Origin of the sequence: Bacteroides sp. A1C1 (assembly GCF_004328515.1) — a bacterium.
Taxonomy (GTDB): domain Bacteria; phylum Bacteroidota; class Bacteroidia; order Bacteroidales; family Bacteroidaceae; genus Bacteroides; species Bacteroides uniformis.
Genome location: NZ_CP036491.1, coordinates 1,728,616 through 1,744,792, shown reverse-complemented (window position 1 = coordinate 1,744,792; position 16,177 = coordinate 1,728,616). Strand labels below are relative to the sequence as shown.

Annotated in this window: 8 protein-coding genes; 2 read left to right on the top strand and 6 right to left on the bottom strand. The window is 53.6% G+C overall.

The window, feature by feature from the left end:
• Window positions 1-30: 30 nt before the first annotated feature.
• Window positions 31-1,326: a DUF4010 domain-containing protein gene (locus tag EYA81_RS07160; RefSeq protein ID WP_005830344.1), complete on the top strand. Its 1,296-nt coding sequence runs from the start codon at window positions 31-33 to the stop codon at window positions 1,324-1,326.
• A gap of 150 nt (window positions 1,327-1,476) precedes the next feature.
• On the top strand, window positions 1,477-4,008 hold the full coding sequence (locus EYA81_RS07155) for a TonB-dependent receptor domain-containing protein (protein WP_117600223.1): 2,532 nt from the start codon (window positions 1,477-1,479) through the stop codon (window positions 4,006-4,008).
• 87 nt (window positions 4,009-4,095) lie between these two features.
• Here EYA81_RS07155 and EYA81_RS07150 read toward each other — a convergent pair whose 3' ends face one another.
• The 6 genes from EYA81_RS07150 to bglX (EYA81_RS07125) form a co-directional block, all read right to left on the bottom strand.
• Window positions 4,096-5,430 carry a glucoamylase family protein gene (locus tag EYA81_RS07150; protein ID WP_117600288.1) on the bottom strand — a complete coding sequence of 445 codons (1,335 nt, stop codon included), beginning with the start codon at window positions 5,428-5,430 and terminating at the stop codon, window positions 4,096-4,098.
• A gap of 44 nt (window positions 5,431-5,474) precedes the next feature.
• Window positions 5,475-6,338, bottom strand: a complete 864-nt coding sequence (locus tag EYA81_RS07145; protein ID WP_131225570.1) for an endonuclease/exonuclease/phosphatase family protein — start codon at window positions 6,336-6,338, stop codon at window positions 5,475-5,477.
• A gap of 39 nt (window positions 6,339-6,377) precedes the next feature.
• Window positions 6,378-8,714: a beta-glucosidase BglX gene (bglX, locus tag EYA81_RS07140; RefSeq protein WP_117600289.1), complete on the bottom strand. Its 2,337-nt coding sequence runs from the start codon at window positions 8,712-8,714 to the stop codon at window positions 6,378-6,380.
• A 315-nt stretch (window positions 8,715-9,029) separates the two neighbouring features.
• Window positions 9,030-10,550: a RagB/SusD family nutrient uptake outer membrane protein gene (locus EYA81_RS07135; protein WP_005830332.1), complete on the bottom strand. Its 1,521-nt coding sequence runs from the start codon at window positions 10,548-10,550 to the stop codon at window positions 9,030-9,032.
• Between the two features lie 80 nt (window positions 10,551-10,630).
• Complete coding sequence (locus EYA81_RS07130; RefSeq protein WP_035447064.1) at window positions 10,631-13,666, bottom strand: TonB-dependent receptor; 3,036 nt, start codon at window positions 13,664-13,666, stop codon at window positions 10,631-10,633.
• Window positions 13,667-13,803: 137 nt separating this feature from the next.
• Entirely contained in the window at window positions 13,804-16,095 is a 2,292-nt protein-coding gene (bglX, locus tag EYA81_RS07125; RefSeq protein ID WP_131225569.1) for a beta-glucosidase BglX, read from the bottom strand.
• Window positions 16,096-16,177: the final 82 nt, after the last annotated feature.

The following is a 16,177-nucleotide window of genomic DNA, read 5'->3' as shown; positions in this document are numbered from 1 at the left end:
CCAATTGTATGCCGTACTTGTTTAATCGTCATGGAGAAACTTTACGACTACCTGCCAAGAGAACTGGTCACCTTCCTTTTGGTCACTGTATTCTCTTTACTCATCGGGCTTTCACAGCGTAAAATCAGCTTGAAGCGCGAAGGGGAAACTACGCTTTTCGGTACCGACCGCACCTTCACTTTTATAGGCATTCTGGGCTATCTGCTCTATATCCTCGACCCTACGGGCTATCGTCTGTTCATGGGAGGAGGAGCCATTCTGGGACTGCTGCTCGGACTGAACTATTATGTGAAGCAGTCACAGTACCATGTGTTCGGAGTAACCACCATCATTATTGCACTCATCACCTACTGTATTGCTCCCATTGTGGCCACGCAGCCGTCGTGGTTCTACGTCATGGTCATAGTGACCGTCCTGCTCTTCACCGAGCTGAAACACACCTTCACGGAACTGGCCCAGCGCATGAAGAACGACGAGATGATTACGCTTGCCAAGTTCCTTGCCATCAGCGGCATTATCCTGCCGATGCTGCCCAATGAGAATCTTATTCCCGGCATCAACCTGACGCCATACAGTATTTGGCTGGCCACGGTGGTTGTATCGGGCATTTCCTACCTTTCTTATCTGTTGAAGCGTTACGTTTTCCATGAGTCGGGCATTCTGGTTTCGGGCATCGTGGGAGGCTTGTACAGCAGCACGGCTACCATTTCCGTACTGGCGCGAAAGAGCCGTAAGGCTTCTGTGCAGGATGCTCCCGAATATGTGGCAGCCATGTTGTTGGCGGTCAGCATGATGTTCCTCCGTTTCTTGATATTGATAGGTATTTTCAGCCGGGAGACGCTACTGGCCATTTATCCCTACCTGCTGATAATGTCGGTGGTAACGGCAGCCGTGGCATGGTATCTGCATTCCAAGCGGAAACGGGTGGACGACGGCACGCAGACCACGGAGGACGAGGACAGCAGTAATCCGTTGGAGTTCAAGGTAGCGCTGATTTTTGCCATGCTGTTTGTGGTGTTCACTATCTTGACCCACTATACGCTGGTGTATGCCGGCACGGGTGGACTGAACTTGCTCTCTTTCATTTCGGGGTTCAGTGACATTACTCCTTTCATCCTGAACCTGCTTCAAGGAACGGGCAGTGTGGCGGTGCTGGTGATTACGGCTTGCAGCATGCAGGCTATTGTCAGCAATATAGCGGTAAACATGTGCTACGCGTTATTCTTTGCCGGTGGAAAAAGCCCTTTGCGGCCGTGGATATTGGGGGGATTCGGCTCTGTTATTGCCGCAAATATCTGTCTGTTACTTTTCTTCTATTTTCTCTAAATTGCTTTCTTTTTGCTTTTTTAACTCCGAAAGTCTCGTAAATGCATGAAAAAGGGGCTATTTTTGCAGAATTCATTGTGACAAAACTCGAACGGGAAACGTCTAATACCAAGACAATAAACATGAATAGTCACTAAATATAAAAACGCAATGAGAACAAAATGGACTGTGCTGCTATGGATGCTGATGATTTCGGGACTGCTTGCAGCGCAAAACACGGCAAACACTTCTTTCCAGGTTAAAGGAATTTTGCTCGACTCACTCACCCAGGAGGGTGAACCTTATGCTACCATTAAAATCGTGAAGAAAGAGGCCCCTGCAAAGGCGCTGAAAATGCTGGTAACGGACATGAAAGGCCAGTTCCAGGAGAAAGTACCCGGTACGGGCAACTTCGTGATGACCATCACTTCCGTGGGACGTACTCCCATCGTGAAGGACTTTTCTGTGAAGGCAGGGGAGAAGCTGGTGGACTTCGGCACGCTGTATATCGTAGATGCCTCCAATGAGCTGGGGCAGGTGGAAATAGTGGCACAGAAGCCTCTGGTGAAGGCAGATATCGACAAGATAGAGTACAATGTGCAGGATGACCCTGACGCCCAGTCGAACTCCGTGCTGGAAATGCTTCGCAAGGTACCGTTGGTAACGGTGGATGGCGAGGACAATATTCAGGTGAACGGGAGTAGCAGCTTTAAGGTATATGTCAACGGAAAGCCCAACAACATGATGAGCAACAACCCGACGGAAGTGCTGAAAAGTATGCCTGCAAACAGTATCAAGCATATTGAAGTGATAACCAATCCCGGCCCCAAGTATGACGCCGAGGGTGTGGGCGGTATTCTGAACATCGTCACCGTGGGCAGCGGACTCGAAGGCTATACGGCTACGTTCAGTGCCAACGTCAGCAACCGCGGTGCAGGCGGCGGGGCATTCGGTACCATAAAGAGCGGAAAGCTGACCGTCAGCGCCCGCTACAATTACAATTACAACGACCAGCCCCGCAACTACAGCAGTGGTAGCCAGCATGTGACACCGGAAGCTGTTACGGAGAATTCTTCCAATCTGGACTATGACGGCAGCAACAAGGGACACGGTTCTTTCCAGTCGGGCAGCATGGAGGCCAGCTACGAAATAGATACATTACGCTTGGTTACCATGTCTTTCGGACTTTGGGGCGGTGGGAATAAGAGTAACGGCTCTACGGACTACATCGCCACCTTTCCAGAGAACATAAATGCTGCTCCCATTTACAGTTATTCTGCCTTTAACCGCAGCAAGTCTTCCTGGTATTCTATCGACGGAGGTATCGACTACCAGCGTCTGTTCAAGGTCAAGGACCGCATGCTGACGTTCTCCTACAAGATAAACACCCGTCCGCAAACGTCGGATTCCTATACGGAATATGAAATAGACAATGGCTATAACCCCGATTGGGCGGACTATCTGAACCGTTTGAAGAACCAGCATAACGACGGTGAGCAGAATACCACGGAGCATACGTTCCAGGCCGACTATACCACGCCTATCGGCAAGCTGCATACCTTGGAGGCAGGTGCCAAGTACATTCTGCGCAACAACTCCTCCGAAGACGACCGTTTTGATGCGGACGATACCGGAAAGTATGAATACAACAAGAACCAGAGTTCACACTACAAGCATTTGAACGATATTATCGCCGCCTATCTGGGATATGGACTGAAGGTGAAGAGACTTTCGGGCCGTTTGGGATTACGCTACGAGCATACCATCCAAGATGTGAAGTATCTGGTGGGCCGCGGCGAGGATTTCACAAAGAACTTTGACGACGTAGTGCCTTCCGCTTCTATCGGCTACAAGCTGACGGATATGTCCAATCTGCGTTTAGGATACAACATGCGTATCTATCGTCCGGGAATCTGGTCTCTGAATCCTTATCTGAATGATACGGACCCCTCCTACATCAGCCAGGGTAATCCGGAGCTGGACAGCGAGAAGAGCCATGCTTTCAACTTGAGTTACAGTAACTTCACACAGAAGTTCAACATCAATATCTCGGCCCGTTACTCGTTTACCAACAACAGTATTGAGAATGTGACAAGGCTCATGCCCGATACGGAGATTGAGGGATTGAAGAATCCCACGGGCAAGGATGTGCTTTATTCTACCTATGCCAACATCGGCAAGACCCGTTATGCCAGTGTGAACGGCTACGTCAACTGGAATGCCACTCCACGTACACGTATCTACATGAACATGAGCGGCAATTACTCTTATCTGGAGGGCAGTGAAGGCATGCGTAACGATGGCTGGAGCCTCTTTGCCTACGGCGGTGCACAGCAGACGCTGCCCCATGACTGGCGCATCAGTCTGAATGTCTTCGGACAGACGCCGTGGATTATGCTGCAAGGTAAGGGCAGCAGCTTCTTTGATTATGGCTTGAGCGTCAACAAGTCCTTCCTGGACAAGCGCCTCACCTTGTCTGCCTTTGCCAGCAACTTCTTCAAGAAGTATATGGACCAAAGCTCCACCACCGAAGGCAGCGGTTTTATACGGGAAAGCAATTATAAGTACAGCCGCCAACGCTTCGGCATAAGCGTCAGCTACCGTATCGGTGAGTTGAAGGCAAGCGTGAAAAAGGCTGCGCGCACTATCAGCAATGATGATGTGAAGAGCGGTGGCAGTGGTTCTGGTGGCGGCGGTGAATAGGTTGTAAATACATCCCCTTCTGAAACTTGTACCTCGCTATTCATCAGAGAATACAAGTTTCAGAAGGGGATTTTTTATGATAGTAAGTTACTTGCTGACTGTTGAGAACCCCAACTCCTTCAACCCTTTCTGCACATCCGGATGACTCATGAAGAGCTTCCACAGCAGTCCCGACCGATAATTCTCGAGCATGACGGCTATCGGGCCCTGGTCAATGGCGAGGTAGCGCTGCGGATACCAGTTGTCCGTTTCGCTGAAAGCATCGTAGAAGCCATAGGGGCCGAAGACCTTATCTCCCATCTCGTAGAGGTGGCGCATCACTTGCAACGACTGTTCCGGGGTATAGACGATGGATGACAAGGCGGCAGTTGGAGAGATGACTCCCTGGTCGTCGCGTTCGTTGGGAGCGTGGGCGGCATATCCGTTGACGGAGTAGCTGGCTGTCAGTCCCCAGCAGTCGGGCCCGAAACCTTTGTAGTGCTTGGGGTTGCGGACACAGTAGGCACGGTTCACAAGCGTCAGGTTACGCATCTCGTCGAAGTAGTTGGCGCAGTATTCATCCTTCAGCCCGATGGGGTCGAGGCCGAGGAACGAGTATTGTGCCCAGAAGAGCGGTCCGGCTTCTGTGCCTTGATAGCGCAGATGCAACTCGATATTCTCCACTTTATGAGGGTCTACAATGGCCCCGTTCTGCGCCCAGCCCTCGTGATAGACTGCTGCAGGCACGCCGTGGGTAGGCGAGGCGGCAGCAAGGATATACATGATGAGGCATTCGTTGTAACCGTGTACGGGAAAGTTCATTTCCCAACCGTATTCCGGACTCCAGTGCCAATAGAGCACGTTCTGGCCGTTCTGGCGGTAGAAGTTCCAGTCCACTTCGCGCCACAACTTGTCGATGCGGGCGGCGAGGGCTTGCTCGGCGGGCGAACCGTCGATGTAGTACTGGTGGACGGAGAGCAGCGCCTGCATGATGAAGGCTGTTTCTACCAGGTCGCCGCCATTGTCTTTCTGCCCGAAGGGTTTCACCTTGCCCGTATCGCCATACCACCAGTGCGGGTAGGCACCGTGGAAACGGTCAGCGGTTTCGAGGAAGGAGACGATTTTCTCCATTCGTTCCAGCCCTTCCTGGCGGGTGACATAGCCGCGGTCTATACCGGCAAGTATAGCCATGATGCCGAAGCCGCTTCCACCGGACGTGATTACGTTCTGGTCGTTCTCCGGATAGACACCGTCTATGTGGATGCGTTCGCGTGCCAGTCCGCTGTTGGGCTCGGCACCTTCCCAGAAGTAGTTGAAGGTACGGCGCTGTACGGTGTCCATCAGGGCATCGTCGCTCAGCCGGTCTTCTTTGGCGGCGGGGCTTTTGCATTGCGTGAAACCGAGCAACAGCAGGAATAATAATAAACTGTATTGTATTTTCATTGTACCAATGCTTACTTGTTTTTTTATCATTTACTTATCTATATTCATTGCACGGTCAATTCAACAAGTATAGGACAGTGGTCAGAAAGATAACTGTTCTCCGGTTTGTCTTGGATAACGCGGTAGCGGTCTATCTTTGCGCCTTTGGTCACGAAGACATAGTCCAGCAGTACGCGTTCCTCCACCGGCAGACGGCCGAAGTCATGGAAAGACCAGGACGGACCGTAGGTGACGGCAGCTGTCTTTGCGGCATTTTCCATTCCTCCCTTTTCCAGCGTTTGCAGAGGTTCTTCACCGGGCGTACAGTTAAAGTCACCGGTGATGATGGCGGGCATGTCCGGTGCTATCTCCTTGATTTTGTCGAGAATGAGTTGCACGCCCTCTTTGCGGGCTGTCTTTCCGTCGTTGTCCAGATGGGTGTTGAAATATACAAACTTTTGTCCGTTGTTCTTTTCCTGCAGTATCGCCCAGGTGGTGACACGGTTGTAGGAAGCGTCCCAGCCCTTGATGCCGATAGTTTCGGGTTGCTCGCTGAGGGAGAAATTGCCGTATTCCAACAGTGTAAACCGGTCGGTCCGGAAGAATATCGGGCAGTATTCGCCTGCTTCCTTGCCGTCGTCGCGCCCCACACCGAGTGCTGTGTATTGCGGCAGCCCGCGTTTTAGGTCTTCCATTTGGTTGTGAAGCACTTCCTGCATGCCCAGCAAGTCGGGGCTGTAGTAGGCTATCATACGGCAGGCGTCACCCTTGCGGTAATTCCAGTTGTTTACACTGTCCGAAGGAATATCCAGGCGGACATTGAACGTCATCACTTCCAGCGGCTGTCCGTTCTGTGCGGAGGGCTGGCTCTTGCAGCTGCTAAGGAGCAGAATGCTGCAAAAACAAAGGAGTAAAGTAGTATATCTCATGTTTTCTTGTTTTTAGAGTGCAATATTAAATATTTTATTTTATTTCAGTGTCAGTCGGGCTATCTTTTCTGCCTGGCTGCTGCCACCTATCATCACATCGAAATCTCCCGGCTCGGCCACGTGGTTGAGGTCGTAGTCGTAGAAGCGGAGCAGCTCAGGGGTAATCTTGAAGGATACGGTCTTGCTTTCGCCCGCTTTCAGGAACACCTTTTCAAAGCCTTTCAGCTCGCGTACGGGGCGGGTAATGCTGCCTACGAGGTCGCGGATATAGAGCTGCACGACTTCTGCGCCGTCACGCTTACCGGTATTGGTCACGGTGACTACGGCAGTGGTGGAGCCATTTTGTCCCATGACCGGGGTACTGAGGGCGATGTCGCTGTACTGGAAAGTGGTGTATGAGAGCCCGTAGCCGAAGGGATACAGCGGTTCATTGTCCACATCCAGATAGTTGCTGCGGAACTTCTCGAACCAATTGCCGGCAGCCAGCGGGCGACCGGTATTCTTGTGGTTGTAGAATAAAGGTATCTGCCCTACGTTCTTCGGGAAAGTCATGGTCAGCTTACCGCTTGGGTTCACGTCACCGAACAGTACGTCGCCGATGGCGTATGCCGCTTCACTGCCACCGAACCATACGTTCAAGATAGCGGGCACATGTTCCTGCTCCCAGGTGAGCGTCAGCGGTCGGCCGGTGAAGAGGGTCAGTACAACGGGCTTTCCGGTCTTCAGCAAGGCTTCCAGCAGGGTGCGTTGCACGTCGGGGATGTCGAGGTCGGTACGGCTGGAGCTTTCACCGCTCATTTCGGAAGACTCGCCCAGGGCGGCTACAATCACGTCGGCACCGGAGGCTACCTTCAAAGCTTCGTCCAGCAGTTCCTTATCCGTACGGTTGTCCCGGCCCAGCGATCGGCCGAATAGGGTGGCGCGTTCCTCGTAGGCTACATCACCGATGAGGTTGCTGCCTTTGGCGTAGGTGATGTTCACCCGGCCGGCTGTCATTTCTTTCAATCCTTCGTACAGAGAGGGATAGTCGTCCAGGCGTGCGGCAACACTCCAGGTACCGGGCATGTTGCTGCGGGTATTGCCCAGGGGGCCGATGACGGCGACGGTGCCTTGCTTCTCTAAGGGAAGGACGGGACGAGAAGACTTCTTGCCTTGTCCCTCAAAAGGTTCGTTTTTCAGCAGCACAAAGCTTTCGGCGGCAATCCGGCGGGCAGCGTCGCGGTGCTTGCGGGTGAAGATGTCGCGTGCGGGACGGCTGAGGTCGCAGTATTTGTAAGGGTCATCAAACAGCCCTAACTTGTATTTCGCTTCAAGGATGCGGCGGCAGGCTGCATCCAGCGTCTTCATGGTTATTTTGCCTTCGGTGAGCGACTTTTTCAACGTGCCCACGAAACCTTCGCTCACCATATCCATGTCCACACCGGCGTTGAGCGCACGGGCGGAAACGGTCTGCAGGTCACCGATGCCGTGCTCCACCATTTCGGAGATACCGGTAAAGTCGGTCACCACAAAACCGCTGAACCCCCATTGTTTGCGCAGCACGTCTGTCATCAGCCAGCGGTTGGCTGTGGCGGGCACACCGTCCACTTCGTTGAAAGAGGCCATTACACTGCCCACTCCGGCATGGACGGCTGCTTCATAGGGGTACATGTATTCGTTGAACATGCGGTTGCGGCTCATGTCTACGGTGTTGTAGTCGCGTCCGGCTTCTCCGGCACCGTACAGTGCGAAGTGCTTGACGCATGCCATGATTTCGTCGTTCCGTTTCAGTTGGTCGTTCAGGTCTTTTCCCTGATATCCCAACACCATGGCGCGGGCGATGGCGCCTCCGAGGAACGGGTCTTCGCCCGAACCTTCGGATACACGTCCCCAGCGTGGGTCACGGCTGATGTCTACCATTGGACTGAATGTCCATGAGATACCGTCGGCACTGGCTTCTGTAGCGGCTATGCGGGCAGACTGCTTGATGGCTGCCATATTCCACGTGCAGGAGAGGCCGAGGGGGATGGGGAAGATGGTCTCATAGCCATGTATCACATCCATGCCGAACAGCAGGGGGATGCCCAGGCGGGAGTTCTCTACGGCCAGTTTCTGTACGTCGCGTATCTTGGCCACTCCTTTCAGATTGAAAAGCCCTCCCACGAGCCCCTGCTCAATCTTCTTGGCCACGTCGCTGCTCTTTGCCTGACCGGTGGTGATTTCTCCGGTCACGGGCAGGTTGAGCTGGCCGATTTTCTCTTCCACAGTCATCCGGCGCATCAGTGCGTCGATGAAGCGGTCCATGTCCTGCGGAGATTTCTGCGCCTGCACGGTGGCGGTGCCACCTATTAAAGCGGTTGCGAGCAGCAGACTTGTTCTCTTGAAAATTTTCTTCATATTCATATTGAATTAATTGTTTGTAAGTATGTTCCCTTCATTGTTTTTAGATTGCCGTCACTCTATTGCAGTGGTGCTATGACTTCTTTGCAACGGTGCTGCAATTTCTCTGCAGTGATACTGCAAACGATTTGCAGCGCTACTGCAACTGCTTTGCAGCGACACTGCAACTGTTGTGCAGTACTACTGCAACACTTTTGCAGTGCCACTGCAAAAAGTTTGCAGCTCTTTGCAGTAGCAATGCTTTGATTGAAAGCAAGTTATGAAATAGACCTTTTGCCATTGATTGGGTCGGCTGTTTCCTTTGGCCGGGTATCAATAGTCGGGGTTCTGTACCAGTACTCCGTTCGATTTGTCTATCTCTGTCTGGGGCAGAGGCAGTAGTGCATTCTTGTCCTGGTAATTCTTTCCGGCAGCTTGCAGCACTTCTTTGGCAATGCCCCAGCGCACGAGGTCGTAGAAGCGGTCGGGTTCCAGTGCCAGCTCTACGCGGCGTTCGTGGCGAATGGCGTCACGCAGCACAGACTGGCTGGCAGATTCTACCTTCGGAAGCACGTCTGCCAGTGTGCCGCGGGCATGGGCGCGTACTTGTTCCAGATACCCGGCGGCTTCGCCCGTCAGCCCTTTCTCGTTGGCGGCTTCGGCAGCCATCAGCAGCACGTCCGGATAGCGGATGAGGCGGATGTTTACCCAGAAACCCATACGGCTGTACTTGCGGCGCAGTGTCGGGTCCGTGTAGGCCTTCTTGTTGAAGTAGGCACCCATGGCGGTGGATACGGGTGACTCGCCATAAGGCTGGTTGGTATTCTCCGGTGTGATGGGCTCGTCCGTGCTGCGGCGGAAGTAGAGCAATGTGGCGTTCCGGCGCGGGTCGCCCGGCTCAAAGGCTTCTCCCATCAGTTTGGTGGCCATGTGCCAGCCCCATCCCAGGTCCCACTCGCCGGCTCCGCGCACCCCTTGCACCTGACAGAACTGGCTGCCGATGCTGGCATCCTCTTTCATGGCATCGGTGGCTTCGCATTGCAGTTCGAAGATGCTCTCACCGCAATTCTCCCCTTCTACGGTGAAGACTTTGTCGACCGGTGTATTCAGGTTGTAGATGCCCGACTTTATCACTTCGGTGGAGGCTGTGTACATATTGTCCCAATCGTTCCGCATCATATAGGTGCGTGCGTGCAGGGAGCGTGCGGCGCCCCAGGTCAGCCGTCCCGTATAGTCGCTGTCCCACCGCAGGGGCAGGCATTCTTCGGCTTCGGTCAGGTCTTTGTCAATCTGTTCGTATATCTTTTCCGCCGTGGTCTTGGGCACGTTGGCATCGGAGGCTTCCACTACCTTGATGGTGACCAGCGGCACTTCGCCAAAGGCGCGTACCAGGTTGAAGTAGCACCAGGCACGGAAGAAGAGCGCTTCGCCGCGGTTGCGGATGGCTTCGGTGTCGTCCTTGTGTCCGCTCTTCTCAATGTCGTCCAGGATTTCGTTGCACTGGTAGATGATTTTGTAGTTCTGTCCCCAATAGGCGCTGAGCGGCCCGTTGGAGGCAGTGTATTCGAAGTCGTCCCACATGGCGGCCTCGTTGCTGCCGTCGCCGGCGTCACTGCCTTTCTCGGAGTCCTCGCTGCGCACCATGTGCACCATAAAAGCAGGAATACCGGCAGTGATGTCGTACGAGCGCATCAGGTAGTAGACGTTGAATATCTTCCCGCCTACAAGGGCGTTGGGAGAGTCATCTTCCGTGAACTGCCCCAGCGGATCGCGGTCCAGGAAGTCGTTGCAGGATGTCAGTGAGAGGGCTGTTGCACCCACCAGCAATGTAAATATGTATTTTATCAGTTTCATAAATTTATATTTTTCATTCCCCGTTCCCTTTGAAGGAGTCGGGGGAGGTTTGAAGTTACTCTTTTTTAGGGGAGAGGCTTTTAGAACGTCAGATTAAATCCGAACGTATAAATCGCCGGCATCGGATAACTGCCGTCGTCCACCCCGAAGGCGATGGCGCTTCCGCCCAGTTCCGGGGTATATCCGGTGTTGTGCTTCCACGTCTTCAGGTTCTGTATGTTCACGTAGAGCTTCAGCGCCTGCATGCCTATCTTCGAAATCAGCGCCTTGTCGAAGTTGTATGCCAGCGACACGTTACGGATGCGGAAGAACGAGCCGTCCTCTATGTAATACTCGGAGTTCAGATTGTTGATGGTATGCTTGGTGTTCAGCAGCGGCTGGGTGTTGCTGGTCCCTTCACCGTGCCAGCGGTCCATGCGTTGCTCCATAAAGTTGAACTGGCTCCAGTTGTAGTTGTCCCAGGTACGGTAAATCTGATTGCCGCCTTGTCCCATCATGTCAACGGCAAGCTCCCAGTTCTTGTAGCCCAGGCCGAGCGTGAAGCCGTAGGTGACATCGGGTGTAGGATTACCAATCATCGTACGGTCTGCCGTGGTGATTTCACCGTCACCGTTCACGTCGCGGAATTTCAGGTCGCCCGGGGTGACGGTTGCCAGTGTGTTCTTGGGAGAGTGCTCAATCTCCTCCTGGGTCTGGTAGACGCCTTCCACCTTGTAGCCGTAGAAGTAGCCGATGGGGTATCCTGCCATTGTGTAGCTCTGCTGCTTGTCTCCGGCTATGATGGAGTAGCCTTCCTGCACGAGGCTCAGTACCTTGTTCTTGATGGTGGCAAGGTTCATTCCGATGTTGTAGTTCCAGTCGCCTATCCGGTCGCGCCAGCTCAAGGCAAGCTCTACGCCCGAATTCTCGATGGAGCCAAGGTTTCCGATACCCGGTACGGTGCCCGAGATGCCCGGCACTTCGGCCAGCAGGTCTTTGGTTTTCTTCTTGTAGTACACCCCTTCAAAGTGCAGGCGGTTGCGGAGGAAGTTGGCTTCTGCACCGGCTTCCCAGGCTTCCACCTTCTCCCAGCGCAGTTTGGGGTTGGGCAGGTAGGCAAGCTGGTAGCCCGGATAGATGGCAGACGGGGTGCCGAACACGGCGGAGTAGGCATTCGTCAGCAACGGTTCGGCGGGATAGGCGCGGTCCAGGTTCTGGTTGCCCAGTGTGCCCCATGAGCCTTTCAGTTTCAGCATATCCAGCCAGGTGATGTCCTTCATCCATGCTTCCTCGCTCATCAGCCAGCCCAGGCCGACGGAGTAGAAGTTCTGCCACTGGTTGCCGGTGTAGGAGAAGGCGGAAGAACCGTCGCGGCGGTAGGAGCCGTTGAACAGGTACTTGCCCTTGTAGTTGTAGAGCACGCGTGCCAGCACGGACACGGTGGAGCGCTCCCACTGCGTACTGCCGTTGGTGGCGGTGGCTGCGTCGCCGATACTTACGTACCATTTGTCGGGATTGTCCGGAATGACCAGGCCTACCCCTTGGGTACGGGCGCCGTTCAGATTCTCGAGCTTGTTGTAGTAGGTGGTGAAACCGGCTGTGGCCGTCACGCTGTGGTCTCCCCAGGAGTTGGTGTAGGTCAGCAGATAGTCGCTCTGTACCTTCATTTCCGTTTCTTTGGCTTGGGACACTCCGGTCTTGCCGTTGCCCAGCGTGGCTATGTCTCCCTCGACGCTTGCGTCATATACCTGGATAACCGGGGTGTATGTCCGTGTGCTGTTCGAGGCATAGTCCAGGGAGAACATGGCCTTGAACTGGAAGTGTTTCAGGAAATCCCATTGCCCGTACACGTTGCCCGAGCCACGGTAGTTCTCGGCTTTCGTGGTATTCGCCTTCAGGTCTACGTCCACCATCGGGTTGTTCATCTGTGCCTTCTGGAATCCGGGCAGTGAGGTGTAGAGGCCGTACTCGGAGTTGAATACATGCGCCACCGGAGCTGCGCGCAGGGCTGTAGCCACACTCTTCGTGTCGGCGGGCAGCATGCGTGCCCCGTTGAATTGGAAACCTACCTTGAGGTTGTCCGTCACTTTATAGTCGTTGCTGATGTTCAGCGTGATTTTGCTGTACTTCTCGTGCTTGATGTTGCCTTGCTCGTAAGCATAGCCCGCACCGAGATAGAAGCTGTTCTTGTCCGAGGCACCCGTGATGCTGATGTTGTTGTTGGTGATGAACCCAGTCTGGAAGATTTCATCCTGCCAGTTGGTGTTTCCCGTCCAGTCCGAGAAGTTGTATTCCGGGTTGCCTTCATTCCTCAACTGTTCGTTGTACAGCAGTTTGAAGCCTTCGGCATCCGTCAGTGCAATTTTGTCGGTGACGGACTTGAAACCGAACGAGCCGTTGATATTGACGCGTGTCTGTCCCTCTTTCGCCTTCTTGGTGGTGATGATAATCACGCCGTTGGCACCGCGCACACCGAAGATGGCGAGCGACGACGGGTCTTTCAGTATCTCCATGGATTCGATGTCCTGCGGATTCAGGAAGTTGATGTTGTCGTTGAACAGTCCGTCCACCACATAGAGTGGCTTGTAGCCGTTGATGGAGTTTGTTCCGCGTACACGGATTTCCGGGTCGGAGCCTGCCTTGCCGGAGTTTATCACCTGCACGCCGGCAATCTTGCCTTGCAGTGCGGATACGGGGTTGACCACCGGCTTGTTGGCGATTTCGTCGCCTTTAATGTTGGTGATGGAGCCCGTAAGGTCTCGCTTCTTGGCGCTGCCATAACCGATGACAACGGTTTCGGCCAGCATCTGCGAGTCGTCTTTCATCTGGACGTTGATTACCGACTGGCTGCCTACCTTGACAGCTTGCTTCACCATGCCTACATAGGAAAAATCCAATGTGTTCTCCGGGGTGGCCTGGATGGAGTACCGGCCGTCTATGTCGGTAATCACGCCATTGGAGGTTCCCTGCACCAATACGGTGGCACCAATCAGCGGGTCACCCAGGGCATCGGTCACGGTACCGGTTACTGTTTTCTCCTGCGCCGATGCGGCGACACTTGCCAGCAGGCACACCGTCAGAAATAGGTTTCTCAGTCTTCCGGTTTTCTTCTTGGGAAGGTTTAGGTTCTTCTTCATTACATTGATTTTTTAGTGGATAAATCATTCAGTTTCTCCTCTGAACAATCAAAATGCAAAAAAGATTTGGTGACGGTGTTAAAAAAGGGCAGCCCGGTTTTCGCGGACTGCCCTCTTACCTAAAAGCAAAACTATACCTATTTCAACTCAAAACTCGTAGTCTTTACATCGCGGCTGTTGGGTCCAATCATTACATGGAACTCGCCGGGTTCGTATACATACTGTATGTCGTAGTTGTAGAACTTCAGCAATTCGGGGGTAATGGTGAAGGTCACCTGCTTGCTTTCGCCTTTTTTCAGGTGGATGCGCTCGAAGCCTTTCAGCTCTTTCACGGGGCGGGTAATGCTGCCCACCAAGTCGCGGATATAGAACTGTACGATTTCATCTGCATCGTAGTTGCCCGTATTGGTTACGGTTACGGAAGCGGTCAGCTTGCCGTCCGCATTCAGTTGCTTGGAGCTGAGCGTGATGTCACTGTACTGGAAGGTGGTGTAGCTCAAGCCATAGCCGAAAGGATACAGCGGGTCGTTGCTCACATCCAGGTAGTTGCTGCGGAACTTCTCGAACCATTTGCCTTCTTTCAGAGGACGGCCGGTATTCTTGTGGTTGTATGCCATAGGCAACTGGCCCACATTCTGCGGGAAAGTGGTGGTCAGCTTACCGCTGGGGCAAACGTCTCCGAACACTACGTCGGCAATGGCGTCTGCAGCTTCACTACCTCCGAACCATACATTCAGGATGGCAGGAACATTTTCATTCTCCCAAGTCAGCACTACGGGACGTCCGGAGAACAATACCAATACTACGGGTTTGCCCGTTTTCAGCAATGCTTCCAGCAGGTGGCGCTGTGCGTCCGGCATTTCCAGTTCGGAACGGCTACTGCTCTCACCACTCATCTCGGAGGACTCGCCGAGGGCGGCTACAATGACATCGGCTTGTGCGGCTACTTTCAGGGCTTCGTCCAGCAGTTCTTGGTCATTGCCACGGGGCAGTTCACGGCCGAACATCGTGGCGCGTGTCTGGTAGTCGGCATCGTACATCAGGTTGCTACCTTGTGCATAGAGAATGTTGGCCTTGGAGCCGACAGAATTCTTGAAACCTTCCAGCAGGGTGCTGTATTTGTCTGCTGTGGCTGCCACACTCCAAGTGCCCGGCATGTTGGCACGGGTGTTGGCAAGCGGGCCAATCAAGGCGATGTTGCCTTTGCGTTGCAAGGGCAGTAGGTTGTCCTGGTTCTTCAGCAGCACGAATGTCTCTGTGGCAATCTGGCGGGCGATGGAACGGTGTTCGGGAGTGAACACTTCTTTTTCGGCACGCTTCACGTCGCAGTATTTATACGGATTGGCAAACAGTCCCAGCTTGTATTTGGCTTCTAGGATGCGTCGGCAGGCTTTGTCAATGTCGGCCTCAGTCACTTTGCCTTCTTTCAGGGATTTTTCCAGTGTGCCGATAAATCCGTCGGCTACCATGTCCATGTCTGTTCCGGCGGTCAAGGCACGTGCGGATACTTCCTGCAGGTCGCCGATTCCGTGGTCTATCATTTCGGAGATGGCTGTATAGTCTGTCACCACGAAGCCGTCGAAGCCCCATTGGTTGCGCAGTACGTCGGTCAGCAGCCAGTGGTTGGCAGTGGCGGGTACGCCGTCAATTTCATTGAAGGAGGTCATTGCGCTACCCACACCGGCTTCTACGGCAGCCTTGTAGGGAGGGAAGTATTCGTTGAACATACGGTTGCGGCTCATATCCACCGTGTTGTAGTCGCGGCCGGCTTCTCCGGCGCCATACAGTGCGAAGTGCTTTACGCAAGCCATTATCTCGTTGTTGGCACTCATATCCTTGCCCTGATAACCGCGAATCATGGCTTGTGCAATGGCTGAACCCAGGAAGGGGTCTTCACCGTTGCCTTCTGATACACGTCCCCAACGGGCATCGCGGCAGATGTCCACCATCGGGCTGAACGTCCAGCAGATACCGTCTGCACTCGACTCAATGGCGGCGATACGGGCCGATTTCTCTATAGCCTCCATGTCCCAACTGCACGAGAGTGCCAAGGGGATGGGGAATACCGTTTCGTAACCGTGAATCACGTCCATACCGAACAGCAAGGGGATGCCCAGGCGGCTGTTCTCTACGGCAAGTTTCTGCACTTCGCGGATGTTCTTCACGCCTTTCAGGTTGAACAGACCTCCGACTTCACCGTTGCGGATTTTACCGGCAACGTCGCTGCTCTTGGCTTGTCCGGTGACGATGTTTCCCGTTACCGGCAGGTTGAGCTGACCGATTTTCTCGTGCAGCGTCATTTTGCCCATCAGCTCCGTAATGAATTTATCCATCTCCTGCGGATTGCCTTGGGATGTGTTTTCTTTGGGCGTTGCCGTCACGGTGAGGGCAGAGAAAGCCAAGGCTGCTAATAATGTGTATTTCTTCATATGATATAATTTTGATTATCCCCTCCGGCCCCCTGAAGGGGGAGGGGAATAGTGATATAGAAATTCAACTTAAGCTTAGCTG

What these genes read in the sequence shown, in the direction of transcription:
- EYA81_RS07160 (WP_005830344.1), top strand. Translation starts at nt 31, where the DNA reads ATGGAGAAACTTTACGACTACCTGCCAAGAGAACTGGTCACCTTCCTT.
- EYA81_RS07155 (WP_117600223.1), top strand. Translation starts at nt 1,477, where the DNA reads ATGAGAACAAAATGGACTGTGCTGCTATGGATGCTGATGATTTCGGGA.
- EYA81_RS07150 (WP_117600288.1), bottom strand. Translation starts at nt 5,430, where the DNA reads ATGAAAATACAATACAGTTTATTATTATTCCTGCTGTTGCTCGGTTTC.
- EYA81_RS07145 (WP_131225570.1), bottom strand. Translation starts at nt 6,338, where the DNA reads ATGAGATATACTACTTTACTCCTTTGTTTTTGCAGCATTCTGCTCCTT.
- bglX (WP_117600289.1), bottom strand. Translation starts at nt 8,714, where the DNA reads ATGAAGAAAATTTTCAAGAGAACAAGTCTGCTGCTCGCAACCGCTTTA.
- EYA81_RS07135 (WP_005830332.1), bottom strand. Translation starts at nt 10,550, where the DNA reads ATGAAACTGATAAAATACATATTTACATTGCTGGTGGGTGCAACAGCC.
- EYA81_RS07130 (WP_035447064.1), bottom strand. Translation starts at nt 13,666, where the DNA reads ATGAAGAAGAACCTAAACCTTCCCAAGAAGAAAACCGGAAGACTGAGA.
- bglX (WP_131225569.1), bottom strand. Translation starts at nt 16,095, where the DNA reads ATGAAGAAATACACATTATTAGCAGCCTTGGCTTTCTCTGCCCTCACC.